Below are 24,730 nucleotides of genomic sequence, written 5' to 3'. Positions count from 1 at the left end.
TACTGTTTAACTAAATAGTTTTAAGATTTTATCTAGTAAAATTCCGATAATATTGTAGTCGATTTGAGGAAATCCAGCGTCTGTGATGCCTAATTCAGAAAAAGCTGGGAAAAGCACCAAAGGCAATGCAGTCAGCAAAATACCGCCTAAGAAGGATGCGATGATCGCCCCTTTCAACCCGCCTCTTATTGAACCAAAGACACCCATTGTTCCACCCGAGAAAAAAGCAATCCCAGCTGCTGGCAAAAGTACAACGGGAGAACCCATAGCAGCCATGGCAAACGTCGCTGTTAAGCCACCTATAAACGAGGTAATAAAACCGACAGGAACCATGGTTGGCGCATATTGGAAAAACACAGGAACATCTACTGCCGGCATTGATCCCGGGATATATTTTTCAGAGATCGCCACGAAGGCAGCCGTTAATTCAGCAATAAATTGACGCACACCATAAATCAGTACAGACATACCCGCCGCAAATTGCAACCCTTGAATCAACGGATACAAGAACCATAAGTCGTTGCCAGCCATTTCTTGAACGACATCCATATGACCACTTAAAACTGCTGCGATCGTTGCAATGTAGAAAAGAATAATCATGAAAAATGCAACAGAGAAGACAAAATCTCGGAATACGGAGAAGAAATCAGGAAGCTCACGATTGGCTGCTTTCTCTTTCTTTGCTTGCCAATTTTTCCCGCCAATGACACTGCCGATGACACCTGAGAACCAGTAAAAAATCAAGTTAAAGTGACCTAGTGCAACCCCTGCATTACCTGTCAGCTCATCTGTATATTTCTGAGCCAATTTGGGCAACCCTGCTCCTGCAAAACCTAGTACCAAAGAACCAAAGATAACTGTTACCCAAGTGGGCATACCATTCGAAATAAAAATCAACCCAATGACAGCAGCAAAGAAAAGATAATGCTGACCGGTTAAGAAAATTGATTTTAAAGGCGTCAATTTCGCAATAACTAATCCGAATATGAACCCTAGCCCCATAATCATTGATATTTCAAAACCATATACATCCATAGCTAACGCTGTAGCAGGCTCTACTGCCAGAACCGTCCCTTGAACACCAAATGCGGTCTGAAACAACGTGGCGAAATTTGCAGCAATCGTTCCTACATGACCACCACCAATATTAAAAATCATAAACCCAATGCCCACTTTGAGGACACCGCTCAGGGTCTCCTTCGCAGGCTTTCTTTGTGCAAGTAACCCGATCAAAGCTAAAATCATTAGCAACACAGCAGTATTTCTGAATTGGTTCATTACTAAAATTGCCATTCAATTTATTCCTCGCTCCATCAATTTATTTTGTTTGCATCGTTTCAAGAAATGTTTCTAGTTTTCCTTGGATCTCTTCTTTACTCATAATATTTTGAATACCTATGACTTCATAAGGTTTGTTTTGAAAATCAGGTTCCGCTGCGATATCTGCCATACTCATAAAGGCATCACCCGTAAAACCAATGAGAACATCTAGATTTCCATGAATCGTTTCAATGGGATAGCCGTTTTCTTCAATCACTGATTTTACTTTTATGTGAAGCAGCGTTGAACTCCCCATCCCAGCACGGCATGCAACCGCTATCAAAAATTTCTTGCCATTACTCGCCTTAGGTTTTGCATCTGATTGGATTGATGCATCATTTTTCTTTTTTTGAAAGAATCCCATCTTAACTCCTCGTTTCTTCTAATAGTTTTATAAATGCTTCTGGTGTCTCCACATTTGCTAAACGATCAATGATATTGTCCCTTGCTAAAACCTCTGCTAACTCACTCATCAGTTCCAAATGACTGGTCGGGTCTATCGCTGCCAAACAGAAAATGACTTTCACTGGATCATTGGGCGAACCAAATGAGATGGGGGTATTTAAGGTCATCGCACTTAGTCCTAAACGACAAACCCCATCTTCTGATCGGGCATGGGCCAATGCAAACCCAGGCATAAGCACGATATACGGCCCGGCATCTAAGACGGATTGAATCATCGCTTCGACATACTGTTTTGAAACGCTGCCATTCCTCAATAACGGCTGGGCAGCTTTTTTGATTGCTTCTTGCCAACTGGTACTGTCTTGCTGAAGTAAAATGTTTTCTTTTGTTAATAATGTAGTTTGCAAACGACGATTTCCTTTCTAAAAAAATTTCTTTAGGTTTTGGTAAAAGAATTTCTCGAGATAATTCCTATACACACACTATAAGTGAAAAGTTCTGACCTGAATAGACGATTTGCGACCACATATTTGTACACGCTTCCAGATTAAGTGAACTGCTCTTCTCAAAAAGACCAGGAATACTGCCTATTTTTTTTACTAGCCTCCAGTTTTTCTCGATAACCTTCTTGAGCAGTTCACAAAACTTATTCTATAAAGGAAAAAATGAACCAAAAATGGACAGATCTTTTGCTTGCACCCACAATAAAAAAAAGAAGCTCTTAAATAAACTAAGAACTTCTTAAAGCAAACACTCTATTCATGGCTATAGATCTACCGTTTCAATTGTATTTCTAGCCGTAGGTGTTTTCACACGAATTTTTACTTACAACCGCTATTTTCTACTTTGCTTCCTCATGCTTCACGGGACAACTGCTGTGGCAATCAGAACAATGATCCTTTTTCACCATGCGGTACACCACACGACCGCCATAGCCAAAAATCAGTCCGCTTAGAATTACTGTAGCAATCATTTTTCGCCTCCTACGACTTGGATCAAGGGCGCACTCCCTCGGAATGGTTTCTTCACCAGAGCAAATACTAATAGACCAGCAATGACTATTGCCGCAAAAACACCTAGCGTGAGGTGTCCGCCTTCAAAGATGACGTGTCCGAATTGGTACACCAGAAAACTGGCGCAGTACGCCAAGCCGCATTGATAGCCAATGGCTAACCACGTCCACTTGCTGTCCCCCATTTCACGGTGGATCGCACCGATGGCAGCAAAACAGGGGGCACATAGTAAATTAAAGACGAGGAAAGAGTATGCCGCCACAGCAGTGTAATCGCCGCGCAACACTTGCCAAATCTCCGTCCCACTTTCTGACAACTCACCGGTTTGTCCGTAGAGAATCCCGAATGTGCCGATCACATTTTCTTTGGCCACCAAGCCAGTGATCGTCGCCACGGCGCCTCGCCAAGTTCCCCAGCCTAGGGGAGCGAAGAGGGGCGCCAAAAGTCGACCGAAAAAGGCCAAAATGCTTTGGTCTTCACTGACCCGCTGCAAGGCAAAGCTGTAGCTGGAGGTAAACCAGACAAAGATACAAGCCACAAAGATTATCGTTCCGGCTTTTTTTACAAAAGCAATGGCTCGATCACAGGCACTTTTCAAAATCGTTGTGAGCTGCGGCAAGTGATACGCTGGCAGTTCCATAATGAATGGTGCCAGATCACCTGCAAAAAGCGGCGTTTTTTTCAAGACGATCCCTGAAAAAATCACAGCACCCATGCCGACAAAATAGGCCGATGGTGCGACCCAACTATAATGAGGGAAAAAGGCACCCGAAATCAATGCAATGATCGGCAATTTGGCAGAACAAGGCATAAAGGTCGTGACCATCACCGTCAACCGACGATCCTTTTCGTTTTCAATCGTTCGGCTTGCCATCACCCCCGGCACGCCGCAACCTGTAGCGATTAACATGGGGATAAACGACTTGCCAGATAGACCAAACTTGCGAAACAACCGGTCCATGACAAATGCCACCCGTGCCATGTATCCACAGTCCTCCAAGATAGCCAAGCAAAAAAACAACACGAAAATCTGCGGCAAAAAGCCTAAAACCGCACCGACCCCAGCCACGATGCCATCCAAAATCAGTTCTTGTAGCCACTGGGCGACCCGCAGCTGTTCTAGCCAATGCGCTGTTGTTTCGGGAATCCAGCTGCCAAATAATACATCATTGACCCAATCAGTGCCGATCGTGCCAATCGTCTGAATCGATAAATAGTAGATTCCCCACATAATGAAGGCAAAAATCGGTAGTGCCAATACGCGATGGGTCAACACGCGGTCGATTTTGTCGCTGAAGGCTAAGTGCTGATCTGTTTCCTTGATGACTGCCAGCGCCAACAATTCTTCAATGAAGCCATAGCGCTCATTGACGAGAATGGCGTCACTGCTGTCTTTAAAGATCATCTCTAAAATCGAAATCGTCTCCTGAATGACTGCTTGCTGGGAATCAGTCAGTTTACACATTGTTTGAATCGCTTCATCTTTTTCGAAGAGTTTTATGGCAAACCAGCGTTTTCGCTGCTGAGGGATCGTCTCTGGCAAAATCGCCATGATCTCGGTCAAGCCAGCCTCTAGACGAGCATCGTAGCGGGGAGGGAGCTGTAGTGTGTTGGCTGCTTGCTTCGCTGCCTCGATCATTTTGGCTAAACCACGTTGTTTCAAAGCACTGATCCCCACTACAGGAATCCCTAATCCGTAAGCCAATTTTTCGAAGTTGATCTGCAAGCCTTTTTTCTTTAATAGATCAATCATGTTGATGGCTGCCACGGTCGGAACATTCATTTCTAATAATTGCAATGTTAAATACAGATTTCGCTCAAGATTAGTTCCGTCAATAATATTGATCACCGCATCCAGCGATGCTTCCATCAAATAATTGCGGGAAATCAGTTCTTCAGGCGTATAAGGTGACAAGGAATAGATCCCGGGCAGATCTTGGATCAGCACGTGCCGGTCTTTTCGCAGTCGCCCCGCTTTACGTTCTACGGTGACACCCGGCCAATTGCCCACTGTTTGTTTGGCACCAGTCAATTGATTGAAAGTACTTGTTTTCCCACTATTGGGATTTCCTGCTAATGCAAATTGATAGGTCATCAAGCTTCGACTCCTTTTTCGATAAAAACCAACGCTGCTTCTTGCTTTCTCAAAGACAATTCATAACCGCGGAGCCGAATCTCCATTGGATCACCCAATGGAGCCAGTTTCACTACTTCCAAATGAACGTTTTTCGTAAGCCCCATATCCATCAAACGACGGCGCAAAGCACCTTTTGCACCAATCTGATTGACCTTCCCGCTTTCACCAACTTGCAGCTGATCCAAAGAGGTAATGACCGTTTGCTGCTGGATTTCTGTGACATCGATTTGTTCCATGACCCGTGCATCTAAAGCAATCCGCGTCCCTTGGTGCAAAATGATGCCGCCTTTGCGATCTTTTTGCACCACAACGATTTCAACCCCCGTGCGAATGCCAAGATCGTTTAAATGAACCGTGATTTCTTTGGTTGTTGCCAACGAGTCGATTTTGTATGTCCCAGAAGCCCAAGTTTGCGCCATTTTCATTGGTTCTTACTCCTTTTGTGAAGTGTTTTTTAATTAACCTACTTTAATTGAGAATGATTATCATTATAATAGAGCCATTTCCATAGGAAGTCAATCTGTTTTCGACTTAACTTTGAATCTTCCTTCACAATAGAGATTTTTTTTACTCATTTTGATTGCATATCCCCTCTAATAATTACGCAAAAACCTTGTAATTCTAAGTATTTTCCGCTTTTTTCATTTGCATAAAAAACACAGAAACACTATAAATTGTGTATGCCGAATTCACAAGCACAAGATATAGTGTTTTTTCGTTGACTTTCTCCGAGACTTATTTATACTAGGTTTATAACTATTACAACTCGGAGGAAACAATTATGAATATCAAACTATTTTCTAAAAACAACTGCATGCAATGTAAAATGGCGAAACGCTTTTTAAGTGAAAATCAGATTGCCTTTGAAGAAATCAATATCGATAATGAGCCTGAAGCATTAGAATTTTTGAAAGAACAAGGATTTCAAAGTGTGCCAGTCATTACCTCTGATGCGCAAACGATCATCGGTTTCCGTCCAGATCAACTACGTCAATTAGCGAGCTAAGATTTTTCTCAATGTGATGCTTTTGAGGGATTTGTCAGTCGTCCAGACCGCAAGTCCTTTTTTATACGAACAAAACAAGAAAAGAGGTTAGCCATTTATGAGCTTGAAAGAAATCAAAGATGTCAGTTATTTCAAATTGAATAATGAGATCAACCGTCCAGTAGATGGTCAAATTCCATTAAATAAAGACAAAGAAGCCCTAGCGGCATTCTTTAAAGAAAACGTTGAACCAAATACCTTAACCTTTGCGACTGCAATGGACAAAATCAATTATTTGATTGAAAATGATTATTTAGAAGAAGAATTTATCAAAAAGTACCGTCCTGCTTTTATTGAGGACTTGTATCAATTCTTAGATGAGCAACACTTTACTTTCAAATCATTTATGGCTGCTTACAAGTTTTATTCACAATATGCATTAAAAACGAATGATGGTACCGCGTATCTTGAGCGTTACGAAGATCGGGTGGCGTTCAACGCCCTTTACTTTGCGGATGGGAATGAAGAGTTAGCCATGAGCTTGGCAGATGAAATGATCTACCAACGTTACCAACCAGCAACCCCTTCTTTCTTGAACGCAGGACGCAAACGTCGCGGTGAATTAGTTTCTTGTTTCTTGATCCAAATCACTGATGACATGAACGCGATCGGTCGTGGGATCAACTCCGCGCTGCAACTTTCACGGATCGGCGGCGGTGTCGGGATCACATTATCAAACTTGCGGGAAGCTGGCGCGCCTATCAAAGGCTACGAAGGTGCAGCAAGTGGTGTGATGCCTGTAATGAAATTGTTTGAAGATAGCTTCAGCTATTCAAACCAATTGGGTCAACGGCAAGGGGCTGGTGTGGTCTACTTGAACGTCTTCCACCCAGACATCATCAGCTTTTTATCAGCGAAAAAAGAAAATGCAGATGAAAAAATCCGTGTCAAAACCTTATCATTAGGTGTGATCGTACCTGACAAATTTTACGAATTGACGCGTAAAAATGAAGAGATGTATCTCTTTAGTCCGTACAGTGTCGAAAAAGAATATGGCGTACCATTTTCTTATGTCGATATCACCAAGGAATACGACAACTTAGTCATGAATCCACGGATTCGCAAGACTAAAATCAGAGCTCGCGATTTAGAAAATGAAATTTCTAAATTGCAACAAGAATCTGGTTATCCTTATATCATTAATATCGATACAGCAAACCGCAGCAACCCAATCGATGGCAAGATCATCATGAGTAATCTTTGTTCCGAGATCCTTCAAGTTCAAGCACCATCTGAGATCAACGGCAAGCAAGAATACGAGGTTTTAGGAACAGATATCAGCTGTAACTTAGGTTCCACCAATATCGTGAACTTGATGGACAGCCCTGACTTTGGGAAATCTGTTCGAGCAATGACTCGTGCCTTGACCTTCGTTACTGATGCGTCTGACATTGACGTGGTACCATCGATCCAAAATGGGAATGCCTTGAACCACACGATCGGTTTAGGCGCAATGGGCTTGCATACCTATTTTGCAAAAAATCAAATGGAATACGGTTCACCAGAATCCCTTGAATTTACTGATCTTTATTTCATGTTGTTGAACTATTGGACATTGGTTGAAAGCAATGCCATCGCCAAAGAAAAAGGCGAAGTTTTCCATAACTTTGAAAAATCAGCTTATGCAGATGGCAGCTACTTCACTGATTATATCCAAGGTGACTACCAACCAAAATCGGAAAAAGTCAAAGCATTGTTTGAAGGCGTCTTTTTACCAACTGGTGAAGATTGGGCAGCCTTGGCACAAACCGTCAAAGAAACCGGCTTGTATCACCAAAACCGCTTAGCCGTTGCACCAAATGGTTCGATCTCTTATATCAATGATACGAGTGCCAGCATCCACCCGATCACTCGGATGATCGAAGAACGCCAAGAAAAGAAAATCGGCAAGATCTATTATCCAGCACCTTACTTGAGCAATGAGACGATCGGCTACTACAAATCAGCCTACGATATGGATATGCGCAAAGTGATCGATGTTTACGCAACTGCTCAAAAACACGTCGATCAAGGGATGAGTATGACCTTGTTTATGCGTTCAGATATTCCAGAAGGTCTTTACGAATGGAAAGAAACGACAAAACAAACCACCCGTGATTTGAACATCTTGCGTCACTATGCTTTCCACAAAGGGATCAAATCGATCTACTATGTACGGACCTTTACAGATGATGCAGAAGAGATCGGCAGCAACCAATGTGAAAGCTGTGTCATCTAATCCAACTTTTGCCTGAAAACGAACCAATAGCCTGCCCCTGCTCTCTATTGAGAGCGGGTCGGCTGTTGTCTTGATACGATTATTGGAGGAACCGACTATGGGTAAGACTTACTATGAAGCAATCAACTGGAATGAGATCGAAGATATCATCGATAAATCCACTTGGGAAAAATTAACAGAGCAATTCTGGTTAGATACGCGGATCCCTTTATCAAATGACCTTGATGATTGGCGGACGCTATCACCATTAGAAAAAACGACGGTGGGCTACGTCTTTGGCGGCTTGACCTTATTAGATACCGTTCAATCAGAAAGCGGTATGGATCAACTGCGTAAAGATGTCCGCACCCCACATGAAGAAGCGGTCTTGAACAACATCCAATTTATGGAATCTGTCCATGCAAAAAGCTATTCATCGATTTTCAGCACCTTGAATACAAAAGCGGAGATCGCCGATATTTTTGAATGGACCAATACCAATCCTTACTTACAAAAGAAAGCCGAACGAATCAATGAGATTTACAAAAATGGGACACCGCTAGAGAAAAAAATCGCCAGTGTGTTTCTAGAGACCTTCTTATTCTATTCAGGTTTCTATACACCCCTTTACTACTTAGGTAATAACAAACTAGCGAACGTAGCGGAGATCATCAAATTGATCATTCGTGACGAATCCGTTCATGGCACGTATATCGGCTACAAATTCCAATTAGGGTTCAACGAATTACCAGAAGACGAACAGCAAAAGCTGAAAGACTGGATGTACGACTTGTTGTATGAGTTGTATGAAAACGAAGAGCGTTATACCGAAGAATTATACGATGAGATCGGCTGGACCGAGGAAGTCAAAACCTTCTTGCGTTACAATGCCAATAAGGCTTTGATGAATCTAGGACAAGACCCGCTTTTCCCAGACACCGCCAACGATGTCAATCCAATCGTCATGAACGGTATTTCAACTGGTACCAGCAATCACGACTTCTTCTCACAAGTTGGGAACGGGTATCTGCTTGGTTCCGTTGAAGCGATGAAAGACGATGACTACTTCATCGGACTTGATTGATTTGCTTACAAATAAACACCTTGTTTCTCGCCAATAGAGGGTGAGAAACAAGGTGTTTTTAGTTAGCCAGCTGGTCTTTGATAAAGGTCAACGTTTCTGTCAAACATTCCTGTGCTTGCGGCAAGCTATAATCAAATTGGTATTCGTGGGTCACTGTTTCCGAATCCCCTTTGTAAAAACGACTTGTCACGGGAATATCAAGAGCTTGCAGCTGGTTGGCAAAGGCAATGCCTTGGTCTTCAAAGGAATAGGCGTTGCCATCAGTGATATACGTTGGTGGAAAATCAGCCGTCAATTTATCCACCAGTGAGATCTCCTGCAGTTGGGGACTATCTTGCCATTCTTTTTTGCCTAATAACGACCAAGCCACCGTTTTAACAAAGAATTTCATAAAACGATCATCCGAAGAAGTTCCAACGATCTGCTTCAAATCAAGGGGGCCGCAATAGGAAATAAACCCTTTCAGGGCCGATGTAGGAATGTCTTGATCAAAGGACATTTCCTTCGCATACGCTGGATTGGTTTGCAGCGCCACATATTGCCCGGCAATTTGGGCACCTGCAGAATCTCCACCAAAGAAGAGTTGATCGAAATCAAGCATGGGGTATGCTTGGGCATCTGCTTTGATCGAGTCTACCGCTTGGGCTAATTGTTTGACCTGTCCCGGATAATGCAAACTTGGCGCCCATTCATAATTAATCGAAATCACAGCGGCTTTGGTTTCATCGACGACATAGGTCGCAAATTCTTTGACGCCTTCTTTGTCTCCCCCGACATATCCGCCCCCATGGACCCAAAAAATGACTGGAACAGGGCCTTGTGCATCTTTGGGATAATAAAGATCAAAGGTACTGCGTTGATAATCCGATTGATAAGCCAAGTCCTGTTTGACCGTCACATTCGGCAAACTTTTTTGATAAGCCGCCTCATCCTTGATGGTCACTTCTTGGTTAAACATATGACCGATCAAAAAAGCCCCCGGTCGTGGGGAGAGTTGAAAAGCCAGAAAAACGGCAGCTAAGAGTCCGATCAGGACAATCGCCACCCACATGAAAAAGCGCAGAATTTTTTTCACGCAAAAGCTCCTTCCTTCGTTCTGTTTCAGCTTTTTCATTTAACCATGTTTTTTTAGCAAATTCAATGACAATCGCTAAAGATTAAAAAAGGATGATACCAATAGGCACCATCCTTAAAATAACATCGTTTATAATGGCAACATCATAAACAAACCAGCTGCGATCGCTGCACCGATCATTGGACCGATGATTGGTACTAACGCATAGCCCCAATCGGAAGTCCCTTTGTTTTTGATTGGTAAGATTTGGTGAGCGATCCGTGGTCCTAAGTCCCGTGCCGGGTTGATGGCATAGCCTGTTGGTCCACCAAGAGACAGTCCGATCGCTAAGATCAAGATCCCAACAACGATGGGATTTAATCCATCCGTAAAGGTATTGGCACCAAAAGCCAATAAGCCAAAGACTAAGACAAAGGTACCAATGACTTCAGTGATCGTATTCGATACTAAATTACGAACTGCAGGCCCTGTTGCAAAGGTACCTAAAATCGCGCCTTGGTCTTTTGTTTCATCCCATAATGGCAAGTAGTTGAGCCAAACGAGGATTGCTCCTACGATCGCACCAGCAATCTGCGCCAGCATAAACGGTATAGCCAAACTCCAAGAAAAATTCCCTGTCATCGCCATGCCTAATGTAACGGCTGGATTCAAGTGAGCAGGTCCCATGTACCCTGAAACGTATACGGCTATGGTCACCGCCGTTGCCCAGCCCATCGCGATCACGATCCAGCCAGAGGCTTCTGCTTTACTCTTTTTCAGATTGACAGCCGCACACACGCCATCCCCTAACAAAACCAAAATAGCCGTTCCTAGAAATTCACTAAAGATCTGTGTTGTTTCATTCATCTTTTTTTCCTCCTTTTAAGGCTGTTAAATCTGATTCTGCGATCACTTGGTTCATTTCTGCTACATAGGCTGCTTTTTCTTCTTCGCTCCAGCCAAAGAAGTCGGTCATAGCTGCGACGACACCGGCTTTGACTTCATCTAAGGTATCTCGCATAAATAGGATATGGTTGGTCCGACGCAATAGATAATCGACAGGCGTCAGAACCATTTCTTCATGTAAGGAATAGTTCAAGGCAGTGCTTTCTTTTTCATCTAAGCCCTCAAACTTCGTCTTGTAGTTCAACACTTGGGGAAGATTCGACCCATAAAGATGAGCCAAATACGTCGCAGCTGCTTCATTGAACCCAGCGGTTTGTGCTTGGTCAGCCAGCTTCGCTAATTCTTCCTCTACATTGGCTGCATCAAGCTCACCACCAGAAACTGGGTACGTGGTTGAATCCACCAACTCGAAGGAAGCACCGCTTTCTTGGAGCAATTCATTGATCCGTTTGACTGCTCCTTCCGCCATCAAACGATAGTCGGTGATTTTTCCGCCTGCCAACGTCAATAGTCCGTCTTTTGAGCGTTCCAAACTGCTGCCGCGAGAAACTTGCGATGGATCCACTTTGCTGGCTTCTACTCGTTCTTGCGCTTGTTTTACAGCTTTTTCTACAACTGGTCGCTGCCGCTCATCTGCAAGATATTCTTTGACGCTTTCAACGATCTGCTCAAAGCTTTCATCAGATAATTTGCCTTTACCACCACCATTGTAATCCGAACCACCATTATTCGTAATCAATGGACGTAGACCAGCCCAGCTCGCTTCGATATCATCAAGGGTGATCTGTGCATGTGGAAAGCGTTCATTCACGATGGTCAGTAGATAATCGACATCTTCTTGTGTGACCGTCGGATGGGCAAAATCGCCTGTATAGTCCGTATCGGTTGTGCCAAAATAGGTCTTGTTTTCTCTTGGTACCACGAAAACCATCCGACCATCATTTTTCCCAGTATCAAAATAGGTTGGTTGCGGTACTTTTAGTTTTTCCCGATCGACCACTAAATGGACGCCTTTTGTCGGACGCATTTGTGGTGGCAGCTCATCATTCTTGTCTAATTGACGAACGATATCTGACCAAGGGCCGGTCGTGTTGATCACGACTTTGGCGTGAACCTCAAAGCGCTCGTTTGTCAGTTGATCCTCCACTTCTACCCCATTGATGATGCCTTGCTCATCATGTAAGATGCCGACGACTTTGGCTTTACTGATCATTGCTGCCCCATCGGCTTGTGCTCGTTTAATGTTTTCGATCACCAAGCGGGCATCGTTGTTGCGAAAATCAAGATAGACTCCGCCACCAACTAAGTTTTCCGCCTGCAGCTGTGGTTCGCGTGCTAAGACCTCTTCTTTCGTCAGCAGATAATTTTCGTATTTACTGCCTGTCACATTTGCTAAGCGATCATAAAGATCCATCGCCACTTTGACAGAAAACAAGGAGAAGGTTGCCCCCGGTTCATCGTAAATCGGTAAAAGCATCGGATCTGGTTTCGGGATATGCGGAGCAATTTGTTGGACGATCGCCCGTTCCCGCACGGTGTCAGCGACCACTTCCACGTCAAAGGTTTTCAAATAGCGAATACCGCCATGAACGAGTTTCGTGGACCGCGAAGACGTCCCTTCGGCAAAGTCTTGCATTTCCAAAAGAACCGTCTTCATCCCAGCCGCTGCTGTTTGAACGGCAACCCCTGCGCCGGTAATCCCACCACCAATGATCAACACATCATAGGTGGTATTTGCCGTTTCTTGAATGGTTTCCTTCCGATCTTTCTGAGAAAAGGTCATGGCTTACTCGCCTTCTTTCTTCGCTTTGAATTTGAAGGTCTGAGTAGCCGCCACCGCTTGTTTCCAACCTTCGTACAAATTGTCTCTTTCTTCTGCTGGCATTTCTGGCGTAAACATTTGCCCTTCTTCTGCCATTGATTTCAATTCATCTAAGTCTTTCCAGAAGCCAACCGCTAGTCCTGCCAAATAGGCTGCACCTAATGCGGTTGTTTCCAGATTCGCTGCTCGTTGTACGTCAATGTCTAAAATGTCCGCTTGGAACTGCATCAATAAATCGTTTTTGGCTGCCCCTCCATCGACTTTCAGCAATGGGATATCGATACCGGAATCTTTTTTCATCGTATCGATGACGTCTTTTGATTGGTACGCAACAGCTTGCAGTGTTGCCCGAACAAAATCTTCCTTCGTCGTCCCACGAGTCAAGCCGAAGACTGCTCCTCTTGCATCTGAATCCCAGTAAGGCGCACCTAATCCAGTAAAGGCAGGCACCACATAGACTTCATTATCTCCTTTTGCTTTGGCAGCTAGTTCTTCTGATTGTGGCGAAGTCTCGATCATGCGTAGACCATCCCGCAGCCATTGGATCGCTGATCCAGCAACGAAGATACTTCCTTCTAAGGCATAATAGACTTTGCCGTTGATGCCATACCCGATAGTCGTCAGTAGGTCATTGTCAGACAATTGTGGTTCTTCACCCGTATTCATGACAATAAATGCCCCAGTGCCGTAAGTATTTTTGATCATACCTTTTTCAAAGGCCATTTGTCCAAAGAGGGCGGCTTGTTGGTCTCCAGCCATTCCAGCGATTGGTACTTCACTGCCGTAAAAATGGTAGCTGCGGGTGTGACCATAGACTTCTGAGTTGCTTTTGACTTCTGGTAGCATCGAGCTTGGAATGTTCAAAAGATCCAAAATTTCTTGATCCCACTCTAATTTATGAATGTTGTAAAGCATCGTCCGACTAGCATTGGAGTAGTCGGTGACATGGACTTGTCCATCTGTCAGTTTCCACACAAGCCATGAATCGATCGTTCCGAAGAGTAACTCACCATTATCCGCCTTTTCTTGTGCCCCTTCGATATTGTCTAAAAGCCAACGCACCTTGGTCGCTGAGAAATACGCATCAATGACTAAACCAGTTTTTTCATGGATCATCTCTGTATGGCCATCTGCTTTTAATTGGTCAGCGATCGGTGAAGATTGACGGGATTGCCAAACAATCGCATTCGCGATTGGCTGCCCTGTCGTTTTATCCCAAACCACTGTCGTTTCACGCTGGTTGGTGATCCCGATGCCGGCGATTGCTTCTGGTCGGATACCTGATTCAATAAATGCCCCTGCGATGACTGATTGGACAGAGTTCCAAATTTCGTTGGCGTTATGTTCTACCCAACCTGATTTTGGAAAGTATTGCGGAAACTCTTTTTGTGAACTGCCGATTTTTTTCCCGTTACGATCAAAAATAATTGCTCTTGAACTAGTGGTTCCTTGGTCGATCGCCATTACATAATTTTTTTCTGCCATTTGATTCGCTCCCTTTGGTTTTATACGCGCTTTTTTTGTTAGCGCTTTCTGACTTGCTTTTATTTTAGCTGAACTTTTGCTATATGGTTCGTCAATTTTTTTTCAAATCTCTAAGAAATTGACGAAATCCACTATTTAAAGCGTTCACGGATCATTTTTTTGATTGTCTCACGATCATAAGCAGTCCCTAATTCACTGATTCGATAAGTCGGTGTTTTGGTCTCGATGGCATAATTCGCCAAGATCAAATCATATTCTTGTTCTGGACGATAGCGTTCGACAACTACGCCATTCAAATTTTTGAGATACAGCAGCCACATATAATAGAGAGCTTCTTTAAATAGCTCATCCATTTTCAAGGCGATCCCAACACGAAATTCTCGATTGATTTGATAGTCGATGATCGTGATGACACTCAAGTATTTGACCATCGTCATCATCAGTAGACTATTTTTCTCGGACGGCTTGATATTTAACTCTGTTAAGGCCTTACCTAATAGTTCATGACTGATTTGCTGAATGTTGCGGCTGGATAACTGCGCTTCTAACTGCCAAATATTTTCTCGATCAAAAACCTCCACATCCCCTTTGAAAAAATAGACGCGGCTGTGGATCTGCAGCAGGTGACCATAGCAAGTGGCTTCCATTTCACGAGGAACAAACGATGGGCGGTAAAGATGCAAAATATGTTCCAAAATCAATGTATCCGTCAAGGCAGTTGGCGTAAACCGAGAACGCTGCAGCATATACACCTGCAGATCGTGTTCGGATAACACCGAGAACGACAACAAAAAGACAAAATGCAGCATCGCCTCCTCTTCTCTGACTTCTAATGCGTAATGGCCAAAGCCACGAAATACCAACTCACGTAATTGTTGAAACAAAGGGTCTTTCATGTAAGGTGCCATTTTCTCCCGTAAAACTTGAAAGGATTGAGTAGCAATTTTAAGTCGCGCCTTCATGATCCTCAGCCATAGGGACAAGCGCTGCTGGGCTTCTTTCGTAAAGCGCATGTTCAGGCCGCGAGTGATCAGACCGACATATTTCTCATCGATCGGCAATGGCTGACTGTCAAAAGAATGAACATACCAAAAGAGTTCAAAATAGAAATAACGAATTTGGGTTTCTTCTCCAATCAGCTTTCCTTGCCAGATCTCTAACTCAAATTCTGCTAGCAAACCATTTAGCTCTTTGATTTTGCGAAACAAGGATGACTCGCTGACTGTTAATTTTTGTGCCAGCTGGACAGTTGTCACTTCTTGATGTTGTAAAAGATGCTCGAGAATTTGAAATTTCAAGGCCGAACGATAAAATGCCCATTCAATTTGGTTAAGAGAAAAGGTGGGACTCATTTCAAAAACCAGTGAACCATTTCGGTAATACAATCGACACTGCTCATGATAGTGCGTCAACTCATCTTGCAGCTCATCCACATACTTTTCCAGAGAAGGCTTACTGATGCCAAGATAGAGCGCTAATTCATGTAGCTCCATTTGACCGCCAACTAGTAAAAGTTTTTTGAGCAGCTGCAATTGTTTTGCTTCTTTTTTTTCTAATAACTGATCAAGTCTCATCGGTATCACTTCCCGACCATATGAAGGTTTGATCCAACACATGAGTGAATCGTGGATGGAAGAAAAAGTCTTTTTGGGTCAGCTCCTCCATCGTTGCCTGCTGCTCGATCGCAAACGCTAGTAAATTGATTTTTTCCAAAATATTGGCTTTTGATAAAAGCTGTGCACCAACGATTCGACCGCTGGCTTGTTCGATCATCACTTTTCCATGAACCTGCGTCGAATCAAAAAGGGAAACGGTAGCCGTAAAAGTGTGACAAACGATCGGTGATTCATAGAAAAACTGATCCGACTCGGTCAAGCCGGTACTGGCTAAATACCACTCAAACAATTGTGTACCGACTGTCCGCAATCCACCACGAAACGGGGTCGTTTTGTTTGCTAGATTGCGAGCTGCCGCAATCCCTGAGCGAACAGCATTATTGACTAAGGGCATGTAGACCGTGTCTTTCGTAATAGCATTTGGAATTTGGATCAAGTCGCCGACCGCAAAAATATCCGTGGCAGAAGTTTCCAAGTAGGCATCTGTCCAGATAGTTTGATCACTGTGTAATTCAAAGACCGTAAATGCCTCTGGCAAGCGAGGATGAACGTTAACTGTCGTCAATACCAGATCGCTTTCATAACCTTGATCGGCGGTTTCGATCCGAAAGCCTGTTTCCGTTTTAACGACTGCCAAAGTTGGCTCCGACCAATGCAGCTGCAAGTTGGGGATTTTTTCGATCTCCGTTAAAAAGGGCTGCAAAAAATCGCGATCAAAGTATTTGAATAAAGGATACGACATTGATTCGATCACACTGACTTTTTTGCCGATCATCGTTAAGGTATTCGCCGCTTCCATCCCGGCTTGACCAGCACCGACGATGGTAATCGACTCTGCTTGGGGCAATTTCTGTAAGAAATGCTTCGCTGCTTCATATTCTTTGTAGGTCAGCAGTGCTTCTTCTGGTTGCGGCAAAACAGTGGAATCTTGACTAGAACCTGCCGCCAAGACGAGTCGATCATAGCTTAGTTCTCGCTGATCCGTCCGAATCCGATGATCAGAAGGAAAGACTTCTAGAAAGGTTTCTTCTAAGGCTACGTCGATTGTTTCTGCCTCCAGCTGCTCCTTCGTACAAAAGAATGCTTCATCCAGTGAAGCGATCCTGCCTTCGATCAGCAATAACAAACCGCTTGGAACAAACCCAAGATGGGCTTTTTTTTCTATCAATAAAATCTCTGCGTCAGGGTATAATCGGCGTGCTTCACGGGCGCAGCTGACACCACCAAAAGACCCACCTATAATTATGATTTTCATTGGATCACCTCTCTCCTTTAGCTTAAATGAAACGCTCTCATTTGACGAGTAAAAAGCTATCTTCCTTACTATTTTTTTGTTAACTGCGGTAAAATAAATGAGACCTATGCTACACTATACGCAAAGGAGTGTTCAAATGGTTTTCTTTTATCAATTCATGCTAGGATTGTTTGCCAGCATATTCGTTGCAGCGGCAGCATTCGTCTTTCAGTGGCTGACTATTTCTGGCGCACTGGCTGCGATTCTTTGCGGCACACTGGTCATTGGCTTTGGTCCGTGGTACAGCATCTTTTTGATTGGATTTTTCTTTGCCAGCTCTGGCATCATTGGTCTTTTAAAGAAAATGCGCCGTCAGCCAGAGTTAGCTGTGCTTGCCAAAGGTGCTCGCCGTGATGCAAAACAAGTCTTTGCGAACATCGCACCAAGCATCTTTGCTCTACTGCTTGCCTTTTGGACGAAAGAACCGCTATTCCTTTGGGGATTTGTGGCGGGAATCGCTAGCTGTACGGCTGACACTTGGGGCTCAGAAATCGGCGTGCTGAGTCCAAGTCCACCGCGTCACTTACTAACGGGAAAAAAATTACCACCGGGACTTTCCGGCGGTGTCAGTTGGTTGGGAACTGCCGCTTCCCTAGCAGGGAGTCTCGCCATCACTGGTTTATTCGCAGCAGCCTTATGGTTGAACGGCAAGCCGTTCTCCCTTGATCTCTGGTTGACTTTGACTGCTTTAGGCTTTTGCGGTAGTCTTTTGGACAGCTTACTGGGCGCAGCGATTCAGGTGCGCTATCAATGCCCTGTCTGTCACCAATACACCGAAAAAAAAGTCCACCACGACGTTGCGACCAAGCAAGTCAGCGGTCTTTCCTTTGTAACGAATGAAGGGGTCAATTTGCTGACTTCAATAGTGATCGTTTTTGTATCAGTCTTGCTAACTGGCTCTTTTTTCAAGTAATCAGGCAATCCACTGCGATGACAATTCCTTCATACAAAAAACCTTCGAGAGCTACACGTTTGTGTTTCTCTTGAAGGTTTTTATTTGTTTAGTGAAAGTATGATACGGGTGCTCACTCCATAAGGAGCCTGATTAAGATGCAGACGAATGATTCGTCACTTTATAATAAGCAAAATCAGCATAGGATTGATGTTGGTGTGCATCCACGGCACCAATGAAATTAAATAATCCTGTGAAGCCGCCTATTTCTCCTGGCATTCCATTGACTCCTTCATCAGATAAGTACGCCACTGACAGATCTTGGAGCAAAACTTGCCAAGTCTCTTGTTCCTCTAATCGATAGTAGACGTTTGCGATCCCATGCTCGTATCTAATTCTCAGGTGAATATTTCCTTCGGGAACGACGACGCGAGTATTTACATATTCGATCCTTTGTCCTAATTTTGCCTGTAAGAGAGTCAAATAAGGACATCGCTTTTCTTCTGAATAGGTAACATGAGCATATAACCAATTGTTTGAATCATAATAAAGCCCAAGTCCTGCTGTTTGTGAATAATGGTTCGGTTGAAACTCCAACAAGGTCTCCACCTCATAGGTGAAAGAGGTTGCTCGTGTTGCCATGATGGCAGGATTCATCTGTGAAAACAAGGAATTGCCCCCATAGATCCGTAAGTACCCCTGCCGCTTTTGCGTACTGACCCATGACTGATGCTGTTGGCGATACGGTGTCATAAATTCTAACAGATACTGCGCCTCTTGAAATGAATCAAATAAATCAGTGTTTGGTTCATTGTCAATTGGAACACCAGCTAATCCTTTAAAAGTCATTTTTGCCAAATTGCTTCCATCTTCCATTTCCAACCAATTGTCTTCGGTCCAGTGCATCCTTTGAATAGAAGCTTCTCTTCCAAGAGGATTCAACAGCTCCCCCTCTAAGGGTCTTGCCATTAAATGAGCCATGAACCATTCATCAGTATGGGTATGGACGAGCGAACCATGTCCTGCTTTTTGCATCACTGAATGAGGATTGACCATTTCAAAATGCCCAGCATCAGGGTCGCCCAAAGAAAACAGATGCCTTGGAGAAGAAGTAAGGATTGGTTCGCCAGAAGGATGCGCTTCATAAGGACCAAAAATAGTCTCTGCGCGACCGACTTCCACACCATGAGCATAGCCCGTGCCTCCAGATGCCAGCAATAAAAAGTATGCCCCTTCATGCTTGTATATTTGGGGTGCTTCCGCACACCCTCTGGTGGTGAACCCTTGTGTTACGCGATGCCAAGGGGACAGTAATTTACCTGAAGGCAAGTCGATCTCCGCAAGAACAATATGTCCCGGCGCTTGATAGCCTTCTCTTGTTTCCCATTCCAAAATCGTTAAATAATGCCGCCCATCCTCGTCATGAAATAGCGCTGGATCAAAGCCAATTGAGGTAAAATAAATCGGTTCTGACCATGGTCCTCGGATGTCAGTCGCCCAAATGGCATAGGAATCAGCATTAAATTCACGTCCTGCCATGTTGACCATATGTGAATACGCCAGCCAAAATCGTTTTGTTTGTGGATCATAAGATAAATGTGGTGCCCAGATACCAGCTGGTGTATTGGTTCCACGTAAATTCACTTCTTCATTGTTCAAGGCATAACCAACAAGTTGCCAATTCGCAAGATCCTTTGATTCGAAAAGTTGAATCGCAGGTGTCCAATGGAAGGTTGAAGTTGCGATATAATAACGCTCATCCACACAAATGATAGAGGGATCAGGCGCCATTCCAGGAATAACTGGATTTTTGATGATTGTCATAAGCTTCCTTCCTATTCTTAACTTTTTATTCGTTTTGCAACCAAACAACAGTTTTTTTATCATCGTTTGCAGGCGAATGCGATAAATTGAAACCGTTTTATTCGATTGCTACATTTATCTTACGAAACTTTTAGGGTAGAATGAATATCAAAAAAAAGCCAATACTTACCATTTTTCATTTTTAAGGAGGTCGTACCGAATGAACCCAACACCTAAATGGCTAGAACAGCTGGTCAAATTACCCGATATCGACATCAATTTAAAAACCTTTGGTGGACACAAGCAACGCGTTTCCGAAGGATGGTGTGCACCGCAAGAGACCCACTTTGCTTTTGAGATCATGATGATCATTGATGGAGAGCAGCGCACAATATTTGAAGGCAGGCAGTTTGATTTTGTGGCAAATGATGTGATCCTGATACCGCCTGGTACCGCTCATGAAAATACTTGTCTCGTAGCAGAAGGTTTAGAGTATTTTTGTATGCATTTCGATCTTGATGATCCTGAGATTCAGCAACAGTTGTTGATGTATTGTCCTTTACTACTAAAAAAGACAAATCCCGCTTACCAAGCGATCGTTGAGATCCTTCAGCAATACATTGCGTTTTTGGCAAGCGGATACTTTGGAATGAAAGAAAAAATCGCCATTGAGATCTTACTGTTAGAACTGATGCGTGCCTTACTAGACTATGTCGAAGATGAAAAAAATCAGTTAGCGCATACAGATAACACTTCCCTTGTTTTAGCAAAAGCGATCGCAGAATCGATCCAACAAAATTTTCGTACGTACACACAAAGCCCTACGGAAGAAAACAAAGCCTTGCTTTCCATGAGTTATACGGCCAATTCATTGAACATTAGTAATAGTACGATGCTGACGGTTTTCAAAAAAGTTTATGCTAGTAGTCCAAAACAGTACTTAGATCAATTACGCTTCAACCAAGCAAAATTCTATCTCCATCAACCCAAATTGGCCATCGCCGAAATCGCAGAGATCATTGGCTATCAAAATGCCGCCCACTTTACGAGACAATTCAAAAAATGGGCAAACATGTCGCCGAATAAATACCGTAAGCTCCAGTTAGAAGCAGCAAAATAAGTAATCGACAAATAATGATTCGAGAAAAGCGACTTCTACTTCTTCCTCTGAGGATTCGAAAAAAGCTTTTTTCACATAATAAATGAAAAATGGTAAATTTCCCCTTTTTTTTGATATTTCAAGTCCTGTCAGCATTCTTTATGATTAATACCAAGAAATCGTTTGCAGGAATAAAAATAGTTAGTTGCAAAATAGCAAGATGGGAGATATTCTCAGCACACTTGCTTTGCACTACATTAAGGGGAATATGTATGCTTTCAGAAAATTCAATGTCAATCAAAAGTCGGTTGCCGTTAAAAATCGGAATTTTGAGTCTTTCATTGGTCGTACAAGCTGCTGGTGCAGTAGCAGCAGCCGTACCTTTTATTATGAACGATTTTTCTGACCGAACCACCGCACAAGTCCAATCTATTTTGACACTGCCATCAATGGCAATCTTGATTTTCATTCTGCTAAGTTCATGGTTTATCAAAGCACTTGGCAAAAAGCGAACGGTCTGTTTAGGCTTGATGATCGCTTTAGTCGGTGGTATCTTACCGGCATTTACAATGAACTTTGGCTTGATTTTATTTGCCCGTATTTTGTTTGGCGCAGGTCTGGGGCTCTTTAACTCAATGACCGTCTCCTTGATCGGCGACAACTTTACAGGTGCCGAGCAAAAAAACTTATTAGGTATTCAATCAGCCGTGATGACTTTAGGAAATAGCCTAGCAACGTTTGCTGCGGGCTTACTGTTAACGATCTCGTGGCAAGCTTCATTCTTAGTGTACTTGGTCATCTTACCGATTCTGTTTCTTTTTCTTTTCGGTTATCGTAACGTCAATGAAAATCCAGTTGAAACAACGCAGTCATCAACCATCGATACAAAAAGAAGAAAGCTGCCATTAAGCGTAACTTTAGGTATTTTGACTCTCTTTTTATTCTTCATTAGTTTGATGGTCGTCATTACTTCTTCCGCACTACTGATTCAAGAATTGGCGCTGACGAATCAAGGATTTCTTTCCACCGCACTAGCGATCGCCGGTATTTTTAGCAGCTTGGTCGCATTAGCTTTTGGTCAAATCACCAAATTATTAAAGCGCTTTACACCAGTTGTCGTCATCAGTTTCGCAATGGTTGGTTTTTTCACGATAACTTTAGCACCTACGATGACCGTCTTTTTCATTGGTCTATTAGTGGTTTATCTTGCCAATCTTGTAGTTCCTTATGTATACAGTGTCATTCTTAGCGATGTAGATCCAGAAGCCAATAACTTAGTTGTTTCTTTGGCAATGGTCGCTTGTAATCTTGGTGCTTTTTCCTCCCCCTATGTCATAAACTTTATCAGTCAACTGTTTGGCATGACAACGGCGGTCATGCAAGTCAGAATCGTTGCCGGAATCATGGCAATCATTGCTCTGATTTTTCTATTTCTCGCTTTCAATAAAACAACCACACCTATTAGTAAGGAGGAACTATAAGATGGAACAAAAACTTAGAGGCGTCAACCTAGGCGGTTGGCTTGTATTAGAAAAATGGATGGCACCTAGTCTCTTTCAAGGAACACCTGCCGATGACGAGTATTATTTAGCCTATGATCTACCTGAAGCTGAATACCAAGCACGGCTGTTGATTCATCGTGAAACGTTCATCACTGAAGCTGACTTCTTGCGCATTTCAGCAGCTGGCTTCAATACCGTTCGAATACCTGTCCCTTATTTTATTTTTGGTGATCGTACCCCCTTTATTGGCTGTATCGACTATTTGGATAAAGCCTTCGCTTGGGCAAAGGCTTATGACCTAAAAGTCTTGATCGATCTGCATACTGCACCCTTCAGCCAAAATGGTTTTGACAATGGTGGTCTCTCGGGTGTGGTCAGATGGGCACAAATGCCCGAAGAAGTGGCGTTCGAATTAACGGTCTTGGAACGTTTGGCGCAAAGATATGCGGATCACGAAGCATTGTGGGGCATTGAAGTATTAAACGAACCGATCACAGATGGTGAAGTATGGCACAGCATGAATCCCATGGATCGTTTCCCACCTCGTGATCTTGCGTTAGCAAAAGGTAGTGCACCGATCTCTTTAGACTTTTTGAGAACTTTTTATCAAGATGCCTATCGAAGAATGCGTAACTATTTAAGCGATGACAAAGTGATCGTCTTTCATGATGGCTTCCAATTGCATGCTTGGAAAGAGTTTTTCACCCAAAACGATTTTCACAATGTCATGCTAGATACGCACCAATACGTTATGATGGCAGAAATGGCCGGCACAGAGCAATCCTTGGAAGCATACGTGTCTTTCATTGATGGCTTAGCCCAAGAGATCGCCACGGTTGCACAATATGTCGAGGTTTTTGTTGGAGAATGGTCCTTGTTCAACTCCTATGCTGTTGGTACAGATACCAAAGGCGGTATCAATCCCACACAAGAGGAATTCAGTAGCAACCGTAGTTTGACAAAAAGTGAATTAGAAGAAGTTTATCAAACTTTGTGGCGTGCTTCAATCACAGCTTGGAACCAAGGAGCCGGACACATGTACTGGACCTATAAGTTATCCATCGATACGATCAATGAGCCTGCTTGGTATGGCTGGGATTCCTGGGATGCTAGTCGAGCTATGGCAAAAAACTGGATCGATCCACGTTTCTAAAACACAACAAAAAACGAGATTGAAACGAAGCAAACGATACTGTTTGCGTTACGTTTCAATCTCGCTTTTTTGTTGCTTTTAAGCAATATCCACCAAGCGGATCTTCGTGACATTTTTGTAGACAGACAATTCTTCGATCACTTCAGAAAAGCCTAGTCCTCGCGGGAGATCAATCGTATAAATGTTGGTATAAATGCGATAGTCTTCCATGAATTTGACATCAAAATTGACATCTTCGATCACGATATTTTTCTCTTGGAAGTACTCCGTCAAAAACTCTTTGGTCTCGGTGCGATGAATGTACTGGATCTCCAATTTCTTTGCTGTTGGTACGCGGACGATCCGCTTAACGATCGTCAATGCAAAGAAGATCCCGATAAAACTGCTTAATGCGATGGTGTAAAAGCCCATCCCGATGGCAATTCCTAAACCGGCGATCGCCCATAAGGAAGCAGCCGTCGTCAACCCCGTCACGGAGCGCTTCGTCACAATGATCGTTCCGGCGCCTAGAAAACCGACCCCGCTGACGACTTGTGCAATCAATCGTGCTTCGTCCGAACGAATCACGCCTGCTAAATCTGGATGATCCAGCGCATCTCGCATGGCACCTGTGGCGATCTCCACTTGGATCAAAGCAATGACACAAGCCCCCATGCAAACCAAGATATGGGTTCTAAGACCAGCTGGTCGGCTTTTGTACTGCCGCTCGTACCCAATCGCGCCACCCATGACCATCGCCAACAGCAACCTCAGTGCTACTTCAGGAATGGATAAATGCATATCAACCATTTGCATCCCTCTTTTCTTCGTATTCTCTCTTTTAACTATAGCATCTCTGATGGAAAAAAGGAAAAAACATCGCTAGAGCGGCCAAATAAAAAAAGCCTCCTCAGAAATAAGCAA

General features: G+C 43.5%; 21 protein-coding genes. 7 read left to right on the top strand and 14 right to left on the bottom strand.

What is annotated here, in order from left to right:
- Positions 1-6: 6 nt before the first annotated feature.
- From IGI88_RS10635 to IGI88_RS10610, 6 genes are all read right to left on the bottom strand, one after another.
- Positions 7-1,293 carry a PTS ascorbate transporter subunit IIC gene (locus IGI88_RS10635; RefSeq protein ID WP_016610457.1) on the bottom strand — a complete coding sequence of 429 codons (1,287 nt, stop codon included), beginning with the start codon at positions 1,291-1,293 and terminating at the stop codon, positions 7-9.
- Between the two features lie 25 nt (positions 1,294-1,318).
- A complete protein-coding gene (locus IGI88_RS10630; RefSeq protein ID WP_005237463.1) occupies positions 1,319-1,684 on the bottom strand; it encodes a PTS sugar transporter subunit IIB in 366 nt (121 codons plus the stop codon).
- Position 1,685: 1 nt separating this feature from the next.
- Positions 1,686-2,132, bottom strand: coding sequence for a PTS sugar transporter subunit IIA (locus IGI88_RS10625; RefSeq protein WP_005237464.1), 447 nt, complete (start codon positions 2,130-2,132; stop codon positions 1,686-1,688).
- A gap of 434 nt (positions 2,133-2,566) precedes the next feature.
- Entirely contained in the window at positions 2,567-2,698 is a 132-nt protein-coding gene (locus IGI88_RS10620) for a hypothetical protein (RefSeq protein WP_005237465.1), read from the bottom strand.
- The gene (gene feoB, locus IGI88_RS10615) at positions 2,695-4,833 is read right to left on the bottom strand and encodes a ferrous iron transport protein B (protein WP_086299153.1); all 2,139 of its coding nucleotides are present in this window, start codon (positions 4,831-4,833) and stop codon (positions 2,695-2,697) included. The genes IGI88_RS10620 and feoB overlap by 4 nt, the downstream gene beginning before the upstream one ends.
- On the bottom strand, positions 4,833-5,300 hold the full coding sequence (locus tag IGI88_RS10610; protein WP_005237467.1) for a FeoA family protein: 468 nt from the start codon (positions 5,298-5,300) through the stop codon (positions 4,833-4,835). Before IGI88_RS10610 ends, feoB begins: the two co-directional genes overlap by 1 nt.
- 356 nt (positions 5,301-5,656) lie before the next feature.
- Between IGI88_RS10610 and nrdH the strand changes: the two genes are divergently transcribed.
- From nrdH to nrdF, 3 genes are all read left to right on the top strand, one after another.
- Positions 5,657-5,881 (top strand): glutaredoxin-like protein NrdH, encoded by a 225-nt coding sequence (nrdH, locus tag IGI88_RS10605; RefSeq protein WP_005225182.1) that lies wholly within the window; start codon positions 5,657-5,659, stop codon positions 5,879-5,881.
- Positions 5,882-5,978: 97 nt separating this feature from the next.
- Entirely contained in the window at positions 5,979-8,138 is a 2,160-nt protein-coding gene (gene nrdE / locus IGI88_RS10600; RefSeq protein WP_008377092.1) for a class 1b ribonucleoside-diphosphate reductase subunit alpha, read from the top strand.
- A 97-nt stretch (positions 8,139-8,235) separates the two neighbouring features.
- Positions 8,236-9,201, top strand: a complete 966-nt coding sequence (gene nrdF / locus IGI88_RS10595) for a class 1b ribonucleoside-diphosphate reductase subunit beta (RefSeq protein WP_005225180.1) — start codon at positions 8,236-8,238, stop codon at positions 9,199-9,201.
- Between the two features lie 58 nt (positions 9,202-9,259).
- Here nrdF and IGI88_RS10590 read toward each other — a convergent pair whose 3' ends face one another.
- The 6 genes from IGI88_RS10590 to IGI88_RS10565 all read right to left on the bottom strand — a co-directional run bounded on the left by IGI88_RS10590 (position 9,260) and on the right by IGI88_RS10565 (position 17,339).
- A complete protein-coding gene (locus tag IGI88_RS10590) occupies positions 9,260-10,315 on the bottom strand; it encodes an alpha/beta hydrolase (protein WP_016620571.1) in 1,056 nt (351 codons plus the stop codon).
- A 90-nt stretch (positions 10,316-10,405) separates the two neighbouring features.
- Positions 10,406-11,122, bottom strand: coding sequence for an MIP/aquaporin family protein (locus IGI88_RS10585; protein WP_005237471.1), 717 nt, complete (start codon positions 11,120-11,122; stop codon positions 10,406-10,408).
- Positions 11,115-12,944, bottom strand: a complete 1,830-nt coding sequence (glpO, locus tag IGI88_RS10580; RefSeq protein WP_016611959.1) for a type 1 glycerol-3-phosphate oxidase — start codon at positions 12,942-12,944, stop codon at positions 11,115-11,117. Before glpO ends, IGI88_RS10585 begins: the two co-directional genes overlap by 8 nt.
- Before the next feature lie 3 nt (positions 12,945-12,947).
- Complete coding sequence (gene glpK / locus IGI88_RS10575) at positions 12,948-14,468, bottom strand: glycerol kinase GlpK (RefSeq protein WP_008377082.1); 1,521 nt, start codon at positions 14,466-14,468, stop codon at positions 12,948-12,950.
- A gap of 131 nt (positions 14,469-14,599) precedes the next feature.
- Positions 14,600-16,042 (bottom strand): helix-turn-helix domain-containing protein, encoded by a 1,443-nt coding sequence (locus IGI88_RS10570; protein ID WP_016611958.1) that lies wholly within the window; start codon positions 16,040-16,042, stop codon positions 14,600-14,602.
- A complete protein-coding gene (locus IGI88_RS10565; protein WP_016611957.1) occupies positions 16,032-17,339 on the bottom strand; it encodes an NAD(P)/FAD-dependent oxidoreductase in 1,308 nt (435 codons plus the stop codon). The genes IGI88_RS10570 and IGI88_RS10565 overlap by 11 nt, the downstream gene beginning before the upstream one ends.
- A 136-nt stretch (positions 17,340-17,475) precedes the next feature.
- Here IGI88_RS10565 and IGI88_RS10560 point away from each other — a divergent pair, with 136 nt between their 5' ends.
- Positions 17,476-18,291 carry a DUF92 domain-containing protein gene (locus IGI88_RS10560; RefSeq protein ID WP_034872857.1) on the top strand — a complete coding sequence of 272 codons (816 nt, stop codon included), beginning with the start codon at positions 17,476-17,478 and terminating at the stop codon, positions 18,289-18,291.
- Between the two features lie 132 nt (positions 18,292-18,423).
- Here IGI88_RS10560 and IGI88_RS10555 read toward each other — a convergent pair whose 3' ends face one another.
- The gene (locus IGI88_RS10555; RefSeq protein ID WP_429960463.1) at positions 18,424-20,094 is read right to left on the bottom strand and encodes a family 43 glycosylhydrolase; all 1,671 of its coding nucleotides are present in this window, start codon (positions 20,092-20,094) and stop codon (positions 18,424-18,426) included.
- 199 nt (positions 20,095-20,293) lie between these two features.
- On the opposite strand from IGI88_RS10555, the gene IGI88_RS10550 reads away from it, so the two are divergent.
- The 3 genes from IGI88_RS10550 to IGI88_RS10540 all read left to right on the top strand — a co-directional run bounded on the left by IGI88_RS10550 (position 20,294) and on the right by IGI88_RS10540 (position 23,827).
- Positions 20,294-21,193 carry a helix-turn-helix domain-containing protein gene (locus IGI88_RS10550; protein ID WP_016611954.1) on the top strand — a complete coding sequence of 300 codons (900 nt, stop codon included), beginning with the start codon at positions 20,294-20,296 and terminating at the stop codon, positions 21,191-21,193.
- A gap of 251 nt (positions 21,194-21,444) precedes the next feature.
- A complete protein-coding gene (locus IGI88_RS10545; RefSeq protein WP_086299152.1) occupies positions 21,445-22,653 on the top strand; it encodes an MFS transporter in 1,209 nt (402 codons plus the stop codon).
- 1 nt (position 22,654) lies between these two features.
- A complete protein-coding gene (locus tag IGI88_RS10540; protein ID WP_016611948.1) occupies positions 22,655-23,827 on the top strand; it encodes a glycoside hydrolase family 5 protein in 1,173 nt (390 codons plus the stop codon).
- Between the two features lie 78 nt (positions 23,828-23,905).
- Here IGI88_RS10540 and IGI88_RS10535 read toward each other — a convergent pair whose 3' ends face one another.
- Positions 23,906-24,616 (bottom strand): MgtC/SapB family protein, encoded by a 711-nt coding sequence (locus IGI88_RS10535; protein ID WP_008377072.1) that lies wholly within the window; start codon positions 24,614-24,616, stop codon positions 23,906-23,908.
- Positions 24,617-24,730 lie beyond the last annotated feature (114 nt).

This window comes from Enterococcus sp. AZ179 (assembly GCF_050498885.1).
Classification (GTDB): Bacteria; Bacillota; Bacilli; order Lactobacillales; family Enterococcaceae; genus Enterococcus_D; species Enterococcus_D entomosocium.
Note: the sequence above shows the minus strand (reverse complement) of the source record. Positions and strands in the feature narration are given on the sequence as shown.